Origin of the sequence: Nocardia caishijiensis NBRC 108228 (genome assembly GCF_001612825.1) — a bacterium.
GTDB lineage: Bacteria > Actinomycetota > Actinomycetes > Mycobacteriales > Mycobacteriaceae > Nocardia > Nocardia caishijiensis.
The window spans coordinates 1-18,035 of sequence record NZ_BDBE01000035.1 but is presented as its reverse complement, the minus strand read 5'-3'; the positions used below and the strand labels follow the sequence as shown (position 1 = coordinate 18,035).

14 protein-coding genes and 1 tRNA gene are annotated in these 18,035 nt (G+C 68.7%); 8 read left to right on the top strand and 7 right to left on the bottom strand.

Annotated elements, in window-relative coordinates:
• The first annotated feature begins 41 nt into the window (after positions 1–41).
• Both NC7_RS19495 and NC7_RS19490 read left to right on the top strand, forming a co-directional pair.
• Positions 42–2,225 carry a PTS fructose transporter subunit IIABC gene (locus NC7_RS19495; RefSeq protein ID WP_067985178.1) on the top strand — a complete coding sequence of 728 codons (2,184 nt, stop codon included), beginning with the start codon at positions 42–44 and terminating at the stop codon, positions 2,223–2,225.
• A gap of 27 nt (positions 2,226–2,252) precedes the next feature.
• Positions 2,253–2,510 (top strand): HPr family phosphocarrier protein, encoded by a 258-nt coding sequence (locus NC7_RS19490; protein WP_067985176.1) that lies wholly within the window; start codon positions 2,253–2,255, stop codon positions 2,508–2,510.
• A gap of 71 nt (positions 2,511–2,581) precedes the next feature.
• On the opposite strand, the gene NC7_RS19485 is transcribed toward NC7_RS19490, so the two are convergent.
• Both NC7_RS19485 and NC7_RS19480 read right to left on the bottom strand, forming a co-directional pair.
• Positions 2,582–3,934, bottom strand: a complete 1,353-nt coding sequence (locus NC7_RS19485) for a lipase family protein (RefSeq protein WP_067985174.1) — start codon at positions 3,932–3,934, stop codon at positions 2,582–2,584.
• 213 nt (positions 3,935–4,147) lie between these two features.
• Positions 4,148–4,221, bottom strand: a tRNA-Met gene (locus tag NC7_RS19480).
• A gap of 354 nt (positions 4,222–4,575) precedes the next feature.
• Between NC7_RS19480 and NC7_RS19475 the strand changes: the two genes are divergently transcribed.
• Entirely contained in the window at positions 4,576–5,112 is a 537-nt protein-coding gene (locus NC7_RS19475) for a transglycosylase family protein (protein WP_067985172.1), read from the top strand.
• Positions 5,113–5,181: 69 nt separating this feature from the next.
• Here the strand turns inward: NC7_RS19475 and NC7_RS19470 are convergent, their stop codons facing one another.
• Positions 5,182–8,163 carry a UPF0182 family protein gene (locus tag NC7_RS19470; protein WP_067985234.1) on the bottom strand — a complete coding sequence of 994 codons (2,982 nt, stop codon included), beginning with the start codon at positions 8,161–8,163 and terminating at the stop codon, positions 5,182–5,184.
• 189 nt (positions 8,164–8,352) lie between these two features.
• Here NC7_RS19470 and NC7_RS19465 point away from each other — a divergent pair, with 189 nt between their 5' ends.
• Positions 8,353–8,931, top strand: coding sequence for a PPA1309 family protein (locus NC7_RS19465; RefSeq protein ID WP_067985169.1), 579 nt, complete (start codon positions 8,353–8,355; stop codon positions 8,929–8,931).
• A 153-nt stretch (positions 8,932–9,084) separates the two neighbouring features.
• On the opposite strand, the gene NC7_RS19460 is transcribed toward NC7_RS19465, so the two are convergent.
• Positions 9,085–10,110, bottom strand: a complete 1,026-nt coding sequence (locus NC7_RS19460) for a YlbL family protein (RefSeq protein WP_067985168.1) — start codon at positions 10,108–10,110, stop codon at positions 9,085–9,087.
• Positions 10,111–10,236: 126 nt separating this feature from the next.
• Between NC7_RS19460 and NC7_RS19455 the strand changes: the two genes are divergently transcribed.
• From NC7_RS19455 to NC7_RS19445, 3 genes are all read left to right on the top strand, one after another.
• Complete coding sequence (locus NC7_RS19455) at positions 10,237–11,655, top strand: zinc-dependent metalloprotease (protein ID WP_067985166.1); 1,419 nt, start codon at positions 10,237–10,239, stop codon at positions 11,653–11,655.
• 209 nt (positions 11,656–11,864) lie between these two features.
• Positions 11,865–12,740 (top strand): TOMM precursor leader peptide-binding protein, encoded by an 876-nt coding sequence (locus NC7_RS19450; RefSeq protein ID WP_067985164.1) that lies wholly within the window; start codon positions 11,865–11,867, stop codon positions 12,738–12,740.
• A gap of 49 nt (positions 12,741–12,789) precedes the next feature.
• Positions 12,790–14,139, top strand: a complete 1,350-nt coding sequence (locus NC7_RS19445; RefSeq protein WP_373861261.1) for an ABC1 kinase family protein — start codon at positions 12,790–12,792, stop codon at positions 14,137–14,139.
• Positions 14,140–14,288: 149 nt separating this feature from the next.
• On the opposite strand, the gene NC7_RS19440 is transcribed toward NC7_RS19445, so the two are convergent.
• From NC7_RS19440 to NC7_RS19435, 3 genes are all read right to left on the bottom strand, one after another.
• Positions 14,289–14,615 (bottom strand): WhiB family transcriptional regulator, encoded by a 327-nt coding sequence (locus NC7_RS19440; protein ID WP_157102087.1) that lies wholly within the window; start codon positions 14,613–14,615, stop codon positions 14,289–14,291.
• Positions 14,616–14,751: 136 nt separating this feature from the next.
• On the bottom strand, positions 14,752–15,084 hold the full coding sequence (locus NC7_RS29255) for a hypothetical protein (protein ID WP_157102086.1): 333 nt from the start codon (positions 15,082–15,084) through the stop codon (positions 14,752–14,754).
• Positions 15,085–15,194: 110 nt separating this feature from the next.
• Positions 15,195–17,351, bottom strand: a complete 2,157-nt coding sequence (locus NC7_RS19435; protein ID WP_067985230.1) for an ATP-dependent DNA helicase UvrD2 — start codon at positions 17,349–17,351, stop codon at positions 15,195–15,197.
• Between the two features lie 90 nt (positions 17,352–17,441).
• On the opposite strand from NC7_RS19435, the gene NC7_RS19430 reads away from it, so the two are divergent.
• The gene (locus tag NC7_RS19430; RefSeq protein WP_067637296.1) at positions 17,442–17,672 is read left to right on the top strand and encodes a mycoredoxin; all 231 of its coding nucleotides are present in this window, start codon (positions 17,442–17,444) and stop codon (positions 17,670–17,672) included.
• The last annotated feature ends 363 nt before the right edge of the window (positions 17,673–18,035 follow it).

Sequence of the window (18,035 nt, the reverse complement as noted above, 5' to 3'; positions counted from 1 at the left end):
CCGTTCCATCCCGCTCGACCCGACACCGGAAAGACACGACGATGGCCGATTCGATCATCACCCCAGACCTGGTCACGCTCGACGCCGACTTCGGCGCCGACAAACAATCGGTCATCACCGCACTGGCCGACAAGCTGGCCGCGAACGGCCGGGCCACCGACGCGGCCGCTGTCAGCGAGGCCGCGCTGAACCGGGAAGCCCAATCGGCGACCGGGTTGCCGGGCGGCATCGCCATTCCGCACTGCCGGGTGGGGGCCGTCACCGCGCCCTCGCTGGCGTTCGCGCGGCTCGCTCCCGCTGTCGACTTCGGTGCGCCCGACGGTCCGGCCGATCTGGTCTTCCTCATCGCCGCCCCCGAGGGCGCGGGTGCCGACCACATGAAGTTGCTGTCGGCGTTGGCCCGGGCGCTGGTGCGACCGGCCTTCGTCAACGACCTCCGTTCGGCGACCACGCCTGCCGAGGTCGTCGCCTTGGTCGACGGGGTCGTCGATCCGCCGCCGACCTCCGCCCCGACGCCCGTCACGACCGGTGCCACCGCAGCGGGCGCCTCCGAATCCGTCTCCTCCGCGAATGTTTCGGACTCGCCGCAAGCCACCGCTGGTCAGGACAATGCCGCGACCTCGGAGTCATCGAGCGACAGCGCGGCTCCCCCAGCGGACGCGATCAGCACCGGGTCGGCCGCGGCAGGCGCCGTGGCTGTCGGGGCGACAGCGGACACCGCTCGGGTCGACGCGAGTGGGTCGTCAGCCCGCAGCGCCGACTCGCGGACGCGGATCGTCGCCGTGACAGCGTGCCCGACCGGCATCGCCCATACCTATATGGCCGCCGATTCGCTCGTCGCCGCCGCCGAGCGGGCAGGCGTCGACATCGCGGTGGAGACGCAGGGTTCGAGCGGGGGGAACAAGCTCGATCCGGGAACCGTCGCCGCAGCCGACGCGGTCATCTTCGCCACCGATGTCGGCGTGAAGGATCGGGGCCGATTCGCCGGAAAGCCGGTGATCGAATCGGGGGTGAAGCGGGCCATCAACGAGCCCGACACCATGATCGCCGAGGCGGTGGCGGCCGCCGGAACTCCCGGCGCCGCCACCGTGGGCGGGACCGCGCCGACGACGGGCGAACCCGCGACCAAGGGCATCGGCTGGGGTACCCGGCTGCGGCAGATCCTGCTCACCGGCGTGAGCTACATGATCCCGTTCGTCGCGGCGGGCGGTCTGCTGATCGCGCTGAGCTTCCTGCTCGGTGGCTACGAGATCTCCGACAGCGCCGAAGACATCGTGCTGAACAACTCGCTCACCGACCTGCCCGACGGCGGTCTGGTCACCTATGTCGGCGCTGTGCTCAACCAGATCGGTGTGCTCGCCTTCGGCTTCCTCGTCCCCGCACTGGCCGGGTACATCGCCTTCGCCATCGCCGATCGGCCGGGTCTGGCACCGGGTTTCACGGCGGGCGCGATCGCGGTGTTCGTGGGTGCGGGCTTCCTCGGCGGCCTCGTCGGCGGTGTGATCGCCGGTTTCGCGGCACTGTGGGTGAGCAAGCTGCCGGTGCCGACCTGGGCACGTGGCCTGATGCCGGTGGTGGTGATTCCGCTGCTGGCGTCGCTGATCGTCGGTGTGCTGATGTTCGTCCTGCTCGGCAAGCCGCTGGCGGCGGTCACCGAGGCGCTCACCGACTGGCTCGGCGGCCTGTCGGGGAGTTCCGCGATCGCGCTCGGCGTCATCCTGGGCGTGATGATGTGCTTCGACCTGGGCGGCCCGGTGAACAAGGCGGCCTATTCGTTCGCGGCCGCCGGACTGTCGGTCACCGACGACACCACCCTGCGGATCATGGCCGCGGTGATGGCCGCGGGCATGGTTCCGCCCCTGGCGATGGCGCTGTCGACCACGCTGCGGCCGCGGCTGTACACCGAGGCCGAGCGGGAGAACGGCAAGGCGGCCTGGCTGCTCGGCGCCTCGTTCATCTCCGAGGGCGCCATCCCGTTCGCCGCGGCCGATCCACTGCGGGTGCTGCCGTCGATGATGGTCGGCGGCGCCGTGACCGGCGGCATGATCATGGCCACCGATGTCACGCTCAGCGCGCCGCACGGCGGGATCTTCGTGTTCTTCGCCATCGGCCACGTGCTGTGGTTCATCGTGTCCGTGCTGGCGGGCACGCTCGTCGGCGCCGCCTGCGTCACCCTCGCCAAGGAATTCACCGGCCGGAAGTCCCCAGTTCTCACCACCGCGTAACCCACCACGCACAACAAGGAGAAACCCATGCCGAGCACCACCGTCACCGTCGGCTCCTCGGTCGGCCTGCACGCGCGTCCCGCCGCCCTGATCGCCGAGGCGGTCGGTGCGGCGGGCGTGCCCGTCACCATCGCGCTGACCGGCGGCGACCCGGTCGACGCGGGGTCGGCGCTGATGATCATGACCCTCGGCGCGGGCCAGGGCGCGGAGGTCGTCCTCAGCTCCGACGATCAGCCAACCCTCGACAAGATCGCGGAACTGGTGGCCAGCGACCTCGACGCCTGACCACGCCCGCCGACGGTGCCGACTCCTCCGCAGGACGGCACCGTCGGCGTCTCAGAGCACGGACATCCGCTTCACGGGCACTCGCGCGGCGCCGGTACGCCGGTCAGCCGGGCGTCCATCCAGTCCATCGCTCCGGGCCAACCGGCCATCATCCCGAGACTGTGTTCGGTGGGCAACGCCCGGAAGACGACCTCGGTGTCGCGGGCGCAGTGTCGTCTGGCGACGGCGAGGCCCTGTTCCGGGGGTACGCCGAAGTCGAATTGTCCGTGATAGATGTACAGCGCCGTGTCGGCGGTCCGGCTGCTCAGGTCGGTGCGGCTGAAGATCTCCCGCACCGCGTCGGAGGCGAGCGGGTCCGGTGGCGACATCCCGACGTCCACCGGGAGGCCGAGCAGACCGAGCGGGCCGTTGCTGTCACCGCAGAGGTCGCGGACCGGTGAGGCTGCCACCCATTGACCGAGATGGTTCAGCTGGGCGAGCAGCGCGGGGTGTTCCCTGGCGACGGCGAGACCGGCGGCCATCAGGATGCCGGAGGCCATGCCGCCGTTGAAGCGTTCGGCGATCGCGGGGTAGTCGCTGATCAGGCCGCCCATGGCCACCCCGGCGAGCGCGTCGGCGAGTTCGGGCGCGTACTCGGGTTGCAGCACGGCGGCGCCGTAGGCGGCGATCGCGCCGCCGGAGTACCCGCCGACGGCGAACCGGCTGTCGCCGAACACCTCGGGACGCACCGCGCGCACCGCGCGGATCGCGTCGAGCACCGCGTGTCCGGCGACCGTCGGCTCCGCATAGGCCATCAGCGGTCCCTCGTGGTCGGGCACGAGGACCGCGTGTCCCCGGTTCAGTGCCCATGCCATCGTCGGCGGGAAGAGATCGCCGAGGTTGAACTTCGGGTGGGCGCCGTGCGCGAAGGCGTAACCCGGTGTGCAGGTCGCGCCGAGCGAGTTGATCGGTAGTGCGTTGACCACCACCTGTCTGATCGTTCCCGTCGGGGGTGCGGCTGTCGGGATGAGCAAGGTCGCCGTCGCGTACGACGGTGCGCCGCGCGAGTCGGTGGTGCGGAATTTCAGGAGCAGGGCCTGCTGGATCGGGGCCACCGCGAACGGTGCCGCCGTGGCCGTCACGTCGCGCTGGTCGATGATCTCGCCCGGGCGCCGGTCCGCGAGTCCGGCGGGCCAGGCGTCGAAGATCGGGTCGCCGGTGGGGGTGGCGCGGGTGGCCTGCCACAGGGCGGCGATGTCGGCGGGCAGGTCTTTGATCGGTTGTGCGGAGGCGGCGGGCAGCGCGGGTGCGGGCACGACGTCGTCGACCAGCGAGGGCGCTGCCCCGACCGGTGCGGCCGTGACCGCCGCCGTGACGGTGAGTGCGGCGAGAACGAGGGTTCGCAAACTACCGGGCCGCGACATGTGGTCCCTCCCCAGGATCATCAGCCGGATGGTGGGGCGGTCGCCCCGGGTGCGTTTCGGCCGGTGAGGCCATCTCGAACTTAAGCGGGGGAAGGCGCGGGCGACACGGCGTCGGCGGCGTCCTTGGACATGTCACCGACAGTGCGCAGGGGGAACGGTGACCACGAACAGGATCGGGGCGGGCACCGGACAGAAAGAAGGCCCTGACCTACTGATCAGGGCCTTCTTCGTTTGTAGCGGGGACAGGATTTGAACCTGCGACCTCTGGGTTATGAGCCCAGCGAGCTACCGAGCTGCTCCACCCCGCGTCGGTGAATACAACATTACACACGGGTTAGCGTAGATGCCAAATCGTCAGGTCAGACGGGGTTTTTCGCGGAAGCGAGCCGATCTTCACGAAGGTCAGCCCCTCAGCCATGACGTCATCAGTGATGACCATCACATCGCGACGGTCGCGCCCCGAGAAAGGACGCCAATCAGTGACCCGGGTCACTATTTCGGCGTGATCTCAGGCACATAACGATGCAATCACAAACTGCGGGCAACTTACGCATTCCCGCCGGATACGCCGTATAAACCCAGAAAAGACGGATGAACCAATCACACAATATGTCCGTTATCAAGATGTGATCGGTGCGCAATTCTTGGTTAGCGTCTCCCCCATGACTGAAACCCGGAAATTCCGCACCCGCGCCCTCGGCGTCGCCGCCGTGACCGGCGCCCTGGTTGCCGTTCCGTTCAGCCTCGCCACCGGCACCGCCTCCGCCGCCGCCCACAACTGGGACGGTGTCGCCCAGTGCGAGAGCGGTGGCAACTGGGGCATCAACACCGGCAACGGTTACTACGGCGGTCTGCAGTTCTCGCAGAGCACCTGGGCGGCCAACGGCGGACAGGGCTCGGCCCACACCGCGAGCAAGGAAGAGCAGATCCGCGTCGCGGAGAACGTGCTCGCCACCCAGGGTGTCGGCGCGTGGCCGCACTGCGGCAGGTACCTGCAGGCCGCCGAGCCCGAGCCCGTTCCTGCCCCGATCGAGGAGCCTGCCGTCGAGCTGCCGGTCGAGGCCCCCAGTGAGGTGCGCGCCGCCGTCGACCAGGCGACCGCCGCGGGCCGCGCCCTGGCCGAGCAGTACGGTGTCGCCGGTCAGTACCAGGACCTGCTCGATGCCAACGCTCCGCTGATCGCGCAGATCGCGGGCTGATCCACTCGTTTCCCCCTGCAGCAAGAAGGCCCCGCCGAGTCCGGCGGGGCCTTCTTGTGTCACGAACCGTTACCGGCCGCCCGCATCCTGGTAGTCCTGCACGGCCTTGTCCAGTTCCTCGAGCGCCTTACCGAAGTCGGTGAAGTTGCCCGTGCGCATCGCGGCGCGCACCGCCTCGATCTTGCGGCTCAGCTCGGCCGCCGCGGCGTCCTGAGTCGGCGTCGACGGGGTACCCGTCGCGGGCGGCGGCGGGTTGACACCACCCGCGGGCGGGGTCGAACCCTGGTCCACCGGCGGAGTGGCGCCCGGTTTCGGCTTCACCGAGGGATCACCGCCGAACGGTGTCGCCAGCGAACCGGCGCCCGGGATCACCTGGTTGAGCGCGTCGGCCAGGGTCGCCGCGTATCCGACCTTCACACCGCCACCGGAGTCGCGGTAGCTCACCAGCACGCGCAGCAGCTGCGGGAACGTCGACGAACCGGTGTTGCGTTCGTTGTAGAACGGTTCCACGTACAGGATGCCGCCGTCGGCCACCGGCAGGGTGAGCAGGTTGCCGTAGCGGATCTTGTTCGAGTTCGACAGCAGCGTCTTCTCCCGCGACACCGCGTCGGCGGTGGTCATCGAGTTCTGGGTCTGCTGCGGACCCTGCGTCTGCGTCTCGCCCGGTAGCTGCAGCACCGTGAACTTGCCGTAACCCTCCGGATCCGAGCGCACCGAAATGTAGGCCGACAGATACTCGCGGTTGTAGCCGACCATCGACGAGGTCAGGTTGAACACCGGCTTGTTCGTCTTCGGATCACCCAGCAGCACGTAGTACGGCGGCTGGTTGAAGGTGCCGCCCTCGATCGTCGGATCGCTCGGCACCGACCAGAAGGCGTTGTTGGTGAAGAACTCGCGCGGGTTGTCCACGTGGTACTTGGTGAGCATCTCGCGCTGCACCTTGAACAGGTCTTCCGGGTAGCGGAAGTGCGCGCGCAGCTCGGCCGAGATCTCGCTCTCGGGCTTCACCGCGTCGGGGAACACGCCCTGCCAGGCGTTGAGGACCGGGTCGTTGGTGTCGGTCTCGTACAGGGTGACGGTGCCGTCGTAGGCGTCGACGGTGGCCTTCACCGAGTTGCGGATGTAGCTGACCTCCTTGCGCGGGATGGCCCGGCCGGTCTTCTTGTCGATGCTGTCCTCGACGGCGCCGTCGAGCGAGGTCGACTGCGCGTACGGGTACTTGTCGAGGGTGGTGTAGGCATCCACGATCCACACGATGCGCTCACCGACGACCGCCGGATAGGCGTTGCCGTCGGTGGTCAACCACGGCGCCACCTTCTGCACCCGGTCGCGCGGCGACCGGTTGAACAGGATCTTGGAGTCGTCGCTGATCGCCGAGGAGAACAGGATGTTGCGCTCGGCGTACTTGGCGGCGAAGGCCAACCGGTTGAACCAGTTGCCCACCGGCACGCCACCGGTGCCGTCGTAGGTGAACTGCGCGGTGTCGGAATCGTATTCGCGCGGCGCCTCGCCCTCGGCCGCGCCGACGATGGCGTAGTCGGGATCGGTCTGGGAGATCAGCTCGCCGAAGTAGATGCGCGGCTGGTCGACCTTGATCTGCTGCTTGTCCTTCTCGGTGAACAGGTCGCTCACCGTGAACAGCGGATACCCCGAATCACTGCCGCCCGATGCGCTCTGCGCGTCGGACTGCGGCTTGTTCACGCGGTTGGCGGGTGCGGCGACGAAACCGTTGCCGTGGGTGTAGACGGTGTGCTGGTTGATCCAGTCCTTCTGGTTGCCCGACAGTGCCGCCGGATGCAGCTCGCGCGCGGCGACGATGTAGTCCTGGAGTTCGCCGTTGACGTTGTAGCGGTCGATGTCGAGCGACTCCGGGAAGCCGTAGAAGTTCTTGCGCTGCTGCAACTGGGTGAACGTGGGCGAGAGGATGTTCGGGTCGAGCAGCCTGGCATTGCCGATGGTCGCCGCGTCGGCGGGGACCTCGAGCGGGCTCTTGGTGCTCACGCCCTGGTAGTCGCGGTACTCGACCTTGTCGTCGGTGATGCCGTACGCCTCGCGCGTGGCCTGGATGTTGCGCTCGATGTACTGGCTTTCCTTCTCGGCGGCGTTCGGGCGCACCGAGAACTGCTCGACGACCATCGGCCACACCGCGCCGACCAGGATCGAGGAGAGCACCAGCAGCGCCGCCGCCATCGCGGGCACCCGCAGATCGCGCAGCACGATCCCGGCGAAGAACGCGATCGCGCAGATCACCGCGATGGACAGCAGGATCAGCTTGGCGGGCAGCACCGCGTTGATGTCGGTGAACGACGGACCGCTGAAAGTGGGTTCCTTGCGCGTGCTCGACAGCAGGTCGTACCGGTCGAACCAGTACGCGACGGCCTTGAGCAGCACGAAGATTCCGGCGATCACGGCCAGCTGCACCCGCGCGGCACGGGTGAGCGCGCCCTCGCGCCCGGCCAGGCGCAGCCCGCCGAACACGTAGTGGGTCACCAGGTTCGCGAAGAACGCGATGACCACGGCGACGAACAGCCAGTTCAGCACCATCCGGTAGAACGGCAGGTCGAAGGTGTAGAAGCCGATGTCGAGATGGAACTGCGGGTCCTGCTGACCGAAGTCGCCGCCGTGCAGGAACATCTGCACCGTCGCCCAATTCGACTGCGCCACCAGACCCGACAGCAGGCCGAGCAACACCGGAATGCCGATGCCGAACCAGCGCAGTCGGGCCATCACGGTGGTGCGGTAGCGCGCGATCGGATCGTTGGGCCCGGCGACGGGTACGAACACCGGACGCGACCGGTAGGCCAGCAGCAGCGCCGCCCACACCACGAGCCCGACGAACAGCCCGATCACGACGAACAAGAGGAATCTGGTGCGCAACACGCCCAGATACACGCTGCGATAGCCGACCTCGCCGAACCACAACCAGTTCGTGTAGGCGTCGGTGAGTCGGGGCCCGAGCAGCAGCAGCGCCGCGAGGACGACAGCCGTCACCAGCAGCACACGGCTGCGTCGGGACAACGAAGGTAAGCCGGTGGGGGGCCGCATGCCCACGGTGCCACTCTCCATGCTCCGGCGGTACCGCGACCGATTCCGGGCGCGGACACCGCAGTCCGATGTTGCGGGTGATCCGGAGGGTCATCCCCACTCGCGCGGGGAACCGAACTGCCGGACCGTTGGCGCCCACTCTACGGAAATCGGACACCGTGCAAGCGCCAGGGCCGAAAATGATTGGATGGTCGCGTGACCGATGACGAGCACGCCGAAGTTCTCCTCGCCCGCTGTGTGCGCGAGGTCGTCGAGTTCGCCGACGCCGAAGGCTGGGGCAATCCGCCGCAGATGTTCGCGTTGGTGCCGACCGCCGACCTGGCCGCGGCCGAACCGGATCTGCAGGATCAGCTCGACGACGGCAGCGAACTGACGCCCGTGGCCCAGGACGCCTTCCCCGACGACATCACCGGCGGGTCGATGGCGCTCGACGAATTCCTGGCCACCACCACCTGGCCGCCCGCGGTCGAGGGTTGCGTGCTCGTCCAGGAGATCGTGGTGCTGCCGCCGGACGCGGAGAGCGATCTGGACGAGGCGCTCGTTCCGCTGCTCGCCGACGAGGAAGCCGCCGACGCGGCCGGGCGCGCCGCCGCCCACGCCCACCCGGGCCGTCGCGATGCCCGGCTCATCGCGGGCGTGTTGCGCCAGGGCGCGTCACTGTGTCTGTTGCAGATCCGCCCCGAGGACGACGACGGCTTCGGCGACCTGGACCTGCGCACCTACCCGAATCTGGCGCCGGGCCTGGTAGAGGCCCTCCACCACACCCTCGAATGATCAACTGATCAACCCCCGAGTTCTCGGCGCGTCGCCGCCTCTGGACTGACCGGAGGGTGCGACGAAGGAGTGCCCGCAGGGAGGGAAGAGGCGGCGCTTAGCGCCGAGAACCGCGGCGCCAGCCGCCATCAAGCACCGCGGCGCCAGCCGCCATCAAGCACAGCTGACGGGTTCGCGTCCGGCTTCGATGTCGGACAGCGCGGTGATCGCGGTGTCGAGGGTGTCGACCTTCACCAGCCGCAGGCCCTCCGGGATGCGCTGGGCCGCCTCGTTGCAGTTGGCCGCGGGCACGAGGAAGGTTTCGGCGCCTGCCTCGCGGGCCGCGATCATCTTGTACTGGATGCCGCCGATCGGGCCGACCTTGCCCTCCTGGTCGATGGTCCCGGTGCCCGCGACGAAGCGTCCGCCGTTGAGTTCGCCGGGTGAGAGCTTGTCGATCAGGGCGAGGCTGAACATCAGTCCGGCCGAGGGGCCGCCGATGTCGGCCAGGTTGAACTCGACTTTCAGCGGCGGGCGCCCGCCCTCGCCGAGGCCGATGCCCAGGTAGCCCTTGTCGTTGTCGTCGGGACGGGCGGCGAGGGTGATCGGGGTGGTCTGCTCGGCGTCGCCGCGTCGATACACCACCGTGATGACGTCGCCGGGCCGCTTGGTCCCGACCAGGTCGATCACCTCCTGCGGGGCGTTGATCGGCTTGCCGTCGATGCTGATGAGCTGGTCGTCGGCGGTGAGGATGTCCTTGGCCGGGCCTTCCTCGACGACTCCGCGCACCAGGACCACCGTCGGCAGGTTCAGGTGGTGCAGCGCGGCGACCTCGGCGTTGCTCTCGGAGTCCTTGAAGTCCTGCTGGTTGGACTTGTCCACTTCCTCACGGGACACGCCGGGCGGGTAGACCTCGGCGCGCGGGACCAGGCCGTGTTCACCGCTCACCCAGAATCCGAACGCTTCGAACAGGTTGAGTTCGTCGCGCACCGAGACGGTCGTCATGTTGAGCTGCCCGGTGGTCGGATCGAGTGGTGCGCCCGTGACGTCGACCACCTGCTTGCCGTCGACCTGACCGAGGGTGTCGAAGGTCGGGCCGGGACCGAGTGCGACGAACGGGACGGTGACCACACTGCCGACCACGCCGAGCACGAGGACGGGCACCAGGGCCACGATCAGGGTGAGGATCCGACGATTCACTCGGACCACAGTAGTGATCACCGCCCGCGCGTGACGGCACGGCACGCATTTGCGCCACCGGCCGTGCCGAGGATTTCGCGAAGCGCGAACACCGTGGACCGGCAGGTCCCGCGTAACGTAAGAGGCATGAGCGATCTCCCCTTCGGCTTCTCGAACCGCGACGACGACGAGTCCGGTAAGCGTCGCGACGAGGCGAACGGACCCGCCGGATCGGATCCGTTCGGTTTCGGGGCGGGCGGTACGGGTGGGTTCGACCCGTCGCAGCTTGGTCAGATGCTGACCCAGCTCGGTCAGATGATCAGCGGCATGAGCCAGGGCGGTGCGCCGGGTGGCGGGCAGTCCGGCCCGGTCAACTACGACGTGGCCAAGCGCCTGGCCCGCCAGCAGCTCGGGTCCTCCGTGGCGCCGATCGCCGCGAAGACGTCGTCCGCCGTCGCGGACGCGGCGCACCTGGCCGAACTGTGGCTCGACGGCGCGACCGTGCTCCCCGCGGGCGCGAACAAGACCGTGGGGTGGACGGCCAACGACTGGATCGAGGAGACGCTGCCCACCTGGAAGCGGCTGTGCGATCCGGTGGCCGAGCAGATCTCGGGCATGTGGACCGCGCAGCTGCCCGAGGAGGCCAAGCAGTTCGCCGGGCCGATGGTCGGCATGCTCGGTCAGATGGGTGGGCTGGCGTTCGGTTCGCAGCTCGGCCAGGCACTCGGCCAGCTGGCCAAGGAGGTGCTCACCTCGACCGATATCGGTCTGCCGCTCGGCCCGGCCGGTACCGCCGCACTGCTGCCGAGCGCCATCGCCGCCTTCAGCGAGGGACTCGAGCAGCCCGAGAGCGAGATCATGGTGTTCCTCGCCGCGCGCGAGGCCGCCCATCAGCGCCTGTTCGCGCATGTGCCGTGGCTGCGTCAGCAGGTGCTCGGCGCGGTCGAAGCCTATGCACGCGGCATCAAGATGGATTTCTCCGCGCTGGAGGACGCCGCCCAGAACATCGATCCGATGATGCTGAGCGATCCGTCCAAGCTGGAGGAATTGCTCTCGCAGGGCACCTTCGAACCGCAGACCACGCCTGAGCAGAAGGCCGCGCTGGAACGGCTGGAAACACTGCTCGCGCTGATCGAGGGCTGGGTCGACGTGGTGGTCACCGACGCGGTCGGCGAGCGGTTGCCCGGTGCGACGGCGCTGTCGGAGACGCTGCGGCGCCGCCGGGCGACCGGTGGGCCCGCCGAGCAGACCTTCGCGACACTGGTCGGACTCGAACTGCGTCCGCGCAAGGTGCGCGAGGCCTCGGCGCTGTGGCGCCGACTCACCGACGACGCGGGCATGGAACGCCGCGACGGCGTGTGGGCGCACCCGGATCTGCTGCCCGATTCCACCGACCTCGACTCCCCCGCCGGTTTCATCGACTCCGTGATCGGTGGTGGCACAGGCGCTTTCGACGACCCGCTGGCCCAGCTGGCCGAGACCGAGGCCCGCGAGCGCGATCAGGCGCAGCAGGGTGAGAAGAAGTCCGACGAGACCAGCGACGACCCGGACAGCGACCGTTCCTGACCGCCCGCGCGACCACCGGTGGTGAAAAACTTTCCCCCGGTGGTCCCGCGACACGGCTTTTCGGCGCGGCGCCGTCTCGAATCGCCGGGACGACGGGCGGAACATCGGCTGTTCACAAGACGAGATCGCGCATGCGACACGCCCAAAACCTGTGGATAACCAGGCTTTCGGGCGCCGGGTGGGCCCACCCGGTCGCCGATACTTCCGACATGACGACCACAACACCACTGCGCGGCCCGATGCTGCACCCGAGGGTGACCACCCTGGTCCGACCCTCGGGCACGGTGCAACTGGGCTGGGACCCCGAACGCGCGCTCGTCCTGGAGACCACCGAGCTCGACACCGCAACGGTGCTCGCCTTCCTCCGACTGCTCGACGGTCTGCAGTCGCGCCCCCAGATCATCTGGCGTGCCGGGGAATTCGGCATCTCCCCCGATCGCACCGACGCCCTGCTGGCCGCCATCGATCGGGCCGGGCTGCTTCTGCAACCCGAGCGCAAACAGGCGAAGATCCGCTCGATCACCGTGCACGGCCTCGGACCGCTCTCGGACGCGGTGACGATCGGGCTGCGCCGCATGGGCTTTCGGCCCACCCGGTCACGCGTGTTCCGGCCCGAGGTGGTGGTCGGCGCGCCCGGTTGCGATCTGGTCGTGCTCACCGACGCGCTGATGATCGACCCGCGACTGTCGGTCGACCTGGTGTTGCGCCGGATGCCGCACCTGCAGGTGCGGGTGCGCGACGGCATCGGTGTCGTCGGCCCGCTCGTCCTGCCCGGTCAGACCAGCTGCCTGCGCTGCGCGGACCTCACCCGCGCCGGTCTCGACCAAGACTGGCCGCATCTGGCCGCGCAGTTGCTCGGCCGCACCGGGCACGCCTCCCCCGCGGGCGTGGCGGCGACCACCGCGCTCACCCTCGGCGAACTGGAAGCCATCGTCGCGTGCTCACCACGACGACGCCCCGCCACCCTGGACGCGACGCTGGAACTCGATCTCGACTCGCACGAACTGCGCCGCAGGCCGTGGCGACCGCACCCGGAATGCGGCTGCCGGACATTGGCCGGTCACCACGCGGAGGTGGCTCGATGATCGCCGGTGTGAGCATTCCCATGGCACAGCGCCCGCAGGTTCGGCCATGATGGGTAGCGTGTCCGAGATCGTGCGCCGCAGCTCCAGCCGCAATGCCAAGTTGGCCAAAATTCCGCTCGGCATCGCTGGGCGAGCCGCCGTCGGGTTCGGCAAGAAGCTCGTCGGGGGTGACAAGCAGCAGATCAACGCCGGGTTGAACCAGAAGGCCGCCGAACAACTTTTCACCGTGCTCGGTGAGCTCAAGGGCGGCGCGATGAAGTTCGGCCAGGCGCTCAGTGTGATGGAAGCCGCCGTGCCCGAGGAATTCGGCGAGCACTATCGCGATGCCCTCACCAAGCTGCAGGCAGCCGCGCCGCCGATGCCCATCGACAAGGTGCACCGGGTGCTCGACCAGCAGCTCGGAACCAAGTGGCGTGATCGTTTCCAGTCCTTCGACGACACTCCCGCCGCGTCGGCCAGCATCGGCCAGGTGCATCGCGCGGTGTGGTCCGACGGGCGCGCGGTGGCGGTGAAGGTGCAGTATCCCGGTGCCGACGAGGCGCTGCGCGCGGATCTGAAGACACTGTCGCGGATGACGGGGCTGTTCTCGTCGGTGATCCCCGGCGTCGACGTGAAGCCGCTGCTCGCCGAGATCACCGAGCGCACCGAGGACGAACTCGACTATCGCATCGAGGCGGGCAACCAGCGCCGCTTCGCCGCTGCCTTCGACGGGCACCCCCATATCGCGATCCCCAAGGTCTTCGCGAGCACGCCCAAGGTGATCGTCACCGAATGGCTGGAGGGCACGCCGATCTCGGCGCTCATCGCCGCGGGTGCGCAGGACCCGGAAGGCACACGCGCGCAGCGCAATCGGATCGCGGAGCTGATGGGGGTCTTCCACTTCTCCTCACCCGAGCTGGTCGGTCTGCTGCACAGCGATCCCCACCCGGGCAACTTCCTCGTGGCCGCCGACGGCAAGCTGGCCGTCCTCGATTTCGGTGCCTGCGCGCCGATGCCCGACGGTTTCCCCCGCGTTCTCGGTGAGATGCTGGCGCTGGCTGTCGCCGAAGACCACGATGCCCTCACCCGGCTGCTCTACGAGCACGGCTGGGTGATCCCGGGCCGCACCGTCACCCCCGAGGAGATCGGGGCCTACCTGCGTCCGTTCAGTGACCCGATCCGCACCGATTCGTTCCATTTCACCCGCACCTGGCTGCAACAGGTGGCGGGCAAGGCGTCGGAATTGTCCAGCCCCGAGATGAAAACCGCTCGGGCGCTACAACTTCCGCCGGAACACCTGATGATCTTCCGGGTACTCGGCGGCTCGGTCGGCATCCTCGCCCAGCTCGACGCGGAACTCGGTTTCATGAACCTGGTCCGCACCTGGGTGCCCGGCTTCCCCGCCGAACGGGCCTCCTAGCCACACCGAGACAAACGAACCGCCCACCGACGCGCGGTGAGCGGTTCGCTTGCGATACAACCCTTTTCCCGGGTTCATGCGGTGTTCGTGCGGCATGCGCGGGCGGCCTGCGTGGTTACGCTCCGCTGCCGCCTCCGGCCGCTGTCCGCTCATGCCGGGATCGCGACCTTGCGCGGGCGACCACGCGGGCGCTTGCGGGCGATCACGACACCCTGGTCGAAGATCTCACCGCCCCAGACGCCCCACGGCTCGGCGCGGTCGATGGCCGCCGTCAGGCAGCCCTTACGGATCGGGCAGGAGGCGCACAGCTGCTTGGCCTGCTCGAGATCGGTGGGGCTCTCGGCGAACCACAGATCGGGGTTTCCGGCCCGGCAGGGCAGGGTCTTGGTGGTGACCTCACGGACGCGAGGGGTCTGCGCCACGGTTCGGCATGTCACGTCAGTAGTGGCCGTCGGCCAGTCCTGGGCGGTGAACACGTCGTTCTCCTTCAGCTCGTTGCAGCGGTCGTGGTGTTCGGTGTGCGAACCCGGAGCCTGCGGCTGAGGAGCCGAAAACAATGGCCACGGATTTCGCTTCTCGCGATCCGTGGCCAGGAGGTCTAGGGAGGAATTCCTACCTAGTTCGACATCTGTGTCGAGACCTGAGCACGGTCGCTGGGCGGACGCGGAGGCGGGTTGCGCCGCCGAAAATTGCCGGTGCGTATCCGGCCTCATCGGCGAACGTGTCTGCCGATGCCGGAACGGCGGTCGGCTGCCAACCCACAATGGGCTTGTCCTGGAGACGAACAGGGCTGTGCTGATGCACGACAGTCATCGGGACAGCTTTGGTATCGACGCCGGACAGACCGGTCCCCTGCAGAGCGAGGACCCCCCGGGAGGCGGACACCATGAATTCGTTCACCAGGTCGCGATTGCCCATCGCGACGAATGCGGTGTTGTTGTTCATCTGACTGCCTCCCTCCTGAACTCGTGTGCTGATAGTTTCCACGCGTCGAGATCACTCTCGGTGCGTGCTGTCCACCATAGGCAAAGATCGATAACCGGACAACCTATTTTCTACCTGCGGTTTTGTGTCTTGGCCCGCATCCGTGACGCGACGATCGCGAGTACGTCGGCGCCGTACTGTTCGATCTTCTTCGGGCCGATGCCCGCGATCGCCGCCAGCCCCTTGTCGTCGGCGGGGAGTTGTTCGGCGATCGCGGTGAGGGTGGTATCGGTGAACACCACGAAATCGCGCACCCGCAGCACCTCGGCCTTCTCCGCGCGCCACTCCTGCAGGGCCGCGAGCAGTTCGGCGTCGAGTTCGGCCGGGCAACGTCGACAGCGGCCGAGCATGGAGGCGTAGGTGCCGATCAGCGGTTTCGCGCAGACCCGGCACAGTGGGCGTTTGCCGTCGGCGTCCTTGGGGCCCGTGGCCGTTGCGGCGATGCGCGAGGCGGGCGAGTCGTCGGGGACGAGACCGGTGAGGAACCGGGACCGCCTGCGTACCCGTCGGCCGCCCTCGGCGCGGGCCAGCGACCACGAGACGGCGAGATGCTCGCGCGCGCGAGTGACGCCCACGTAGAGCAGCCGACGTTCCTCTTCGAGACCCGCCTGGTCGGACGGGCTGCCGTCGTCGCCGAGCACGTGCTGGATCGGGAGCGTGCCGTCGCTGACGCCGACGAGGAACACCGCATCCCATTCCAAACCCTTGGCGGCATGCAGCGACGCCAGCGTGACGCCTTCGACCGTCGGGGGGTGTTTGGCCTTGGCGCGGGTGGCCAGCTCGCGAAGCAGACCGGTGAGGTCGATCTCCGGGTCGTGGCCGACAAGTTCCTCGGTGAGCTGTACCAGCGCGAGCAGCGCGGACCAGCGTTCCTTGGCCTGGGCGCCCGCCGGTTCCTCGGCGGTGAGCCCGACCGACGCCAGCTCGGCCCGTACCAGTGTGATGAGCCCGCCACCGCTGCGCGCCGCGTCGGGTAGGTCGTCGCGGGTGTCGGCGTGGCGCAGCTTCTGAACCGCCTGGCGTATCTCCGGCCGCTGGAAGAACCCTTCGCCGCCACGCACCTGGAACGGGATGCCACGGGACCCCAGCGCCTGTTCGAACGGTTCGGACTGGGCATTGATCCGGTAGAGGACCGCGATCTCGGCCGCCGGTGTGCCCGCGGCGATCAATGACTTGATCTTGCCCGCGACGGCCGCGGCCTCGGCGGGCACGTCGGGGTACTCGGCGAATTCGGGTTCCGGGCCGTCGGGACGCTGACCGACGAGCGCGAGCCGGGTGCCCGCGATGCGGCCGCGCGCGGCGCCGATCACCCGGTTGGCCAGCGACACCACCTGCGGAGTGGAGCGGTAGTCGCGTTCGAGCCGGATGACGGTGGCGTCGGGGAAGCGGCGGGAGAAGTCGAGCAGGTAGTTCGGGGTGGCGCCGGTGAAGGAGTAGATGGTCTGGTTGGCGTCGCCGACGACGGTGAGGTCGTCGCGTTCGCCGAGCCAGGCGTCGAGCACCCGCTGCTGCAACGGCGTGACGTCCTGGTACTCGTCGACGACGAAACTGCGGTAGCGGCCACGGAATTCGTCGGCGACCGCCGGGTAGTCCTCGAGCGCGGCGGCGGTGTGCAGCAGCAGGTCGTCGAAGTCCAGCAGCAGGCCATCGGCGGAGGTCTTCGCCGACTCGTACCCGGCGTAGACCTGGGCCACGCGGGTGACCTCCACCGGGGCGTCGCGGTGGTGCTTCGCGGCCGCGGCCGGATAGTCCTCCGGGGCGATCAGCGAGGCCTTGGCCCATTCGATCTCGCTGAGCAGGTCGCGGATCAGCTCCGTCGAGCTGCCCAACCCCGCCCGGTGGGCGGCCTGCGCGACGACAGGGAACTTGCTGTCGAGCAAGCGCCACGGCACATCGCCGACGACCTGCGGCCAGAAGTACCGCAGTTGCCGCAGCGCCGCCGCGTGGAAGGTCCGTGCCTGCACCTGCCCCGCATCGCCACCGAGACCCATCGCCCGTAACCTGCCGCGCATCTCGCCCGCGGCGCGCGCGGTGAACGTCACCGCGAGGACCTGGTCGGCCTTCACGTGACCGCCCGCGATCAGGTGCGCGATGCGATGGGTGATGGTCCTGGTCTTGCCGGTGCCCGCGCCCGCGAGCACACACACCGGTCCCCTCGGTGCCCGCACCGCGGCGGCCTGTTCCGGGTCGAGGGCGGCGAGATCGAGTGCTGACACGGGCACCATCATGACAGCGCCCGCCGACAAGAACCCGCCCGGAACACCAGCGACATCCACGACGTTGCACATCGCGTGAGCGAAACAACCCCTGACCTGACGATGTACTCCACCACCTGGTGCGGCTACTGCCGCCGCCTCAAGACCCAGCTCGACGAGGCAGGCATCACCTACACGGTGATCGACATCGAAGAGGACCCCGCATCGGCCGACTTCGTCGGAAGCGTCAACAACGGCAACCACGTCGTGCCGACGGTGAAGTATCGGGATGGATCGACCGCGACGAACCCGACGTTGGCGCAGGTCAAACAGGCTTTGGCGGCTCAGAGCTGATCCCATCGGAGTGCAGTGGTCACCGCGCCCCCGGCCATCCACCACCACTCGAGTGCACCACCTACCGGGCACCCAGCCCCCCCCTGCACCACCTACCGCACTCCCGGCCACCCGGCACCACCCGAGTGCGCCACCACACTGACTCCCGGCCACCCAGCACGACCGCTCAGGTCCGCAACACACTCCACTCCCCGCCCCACAGCGCCACTCGAGCGCGACCCTGGAGGGCGGTCGGGCGGGGACTGCGGTTATGGCGGACTGAATCTGGTGCCGTGTGGCTGGCAATGCGACAGGTAGCGCACCCCGGTAGTGCCGGGTGGCCGGGAGTGCGGTAGGTGGCGGGCTCGAGTACCCACCCCGAAT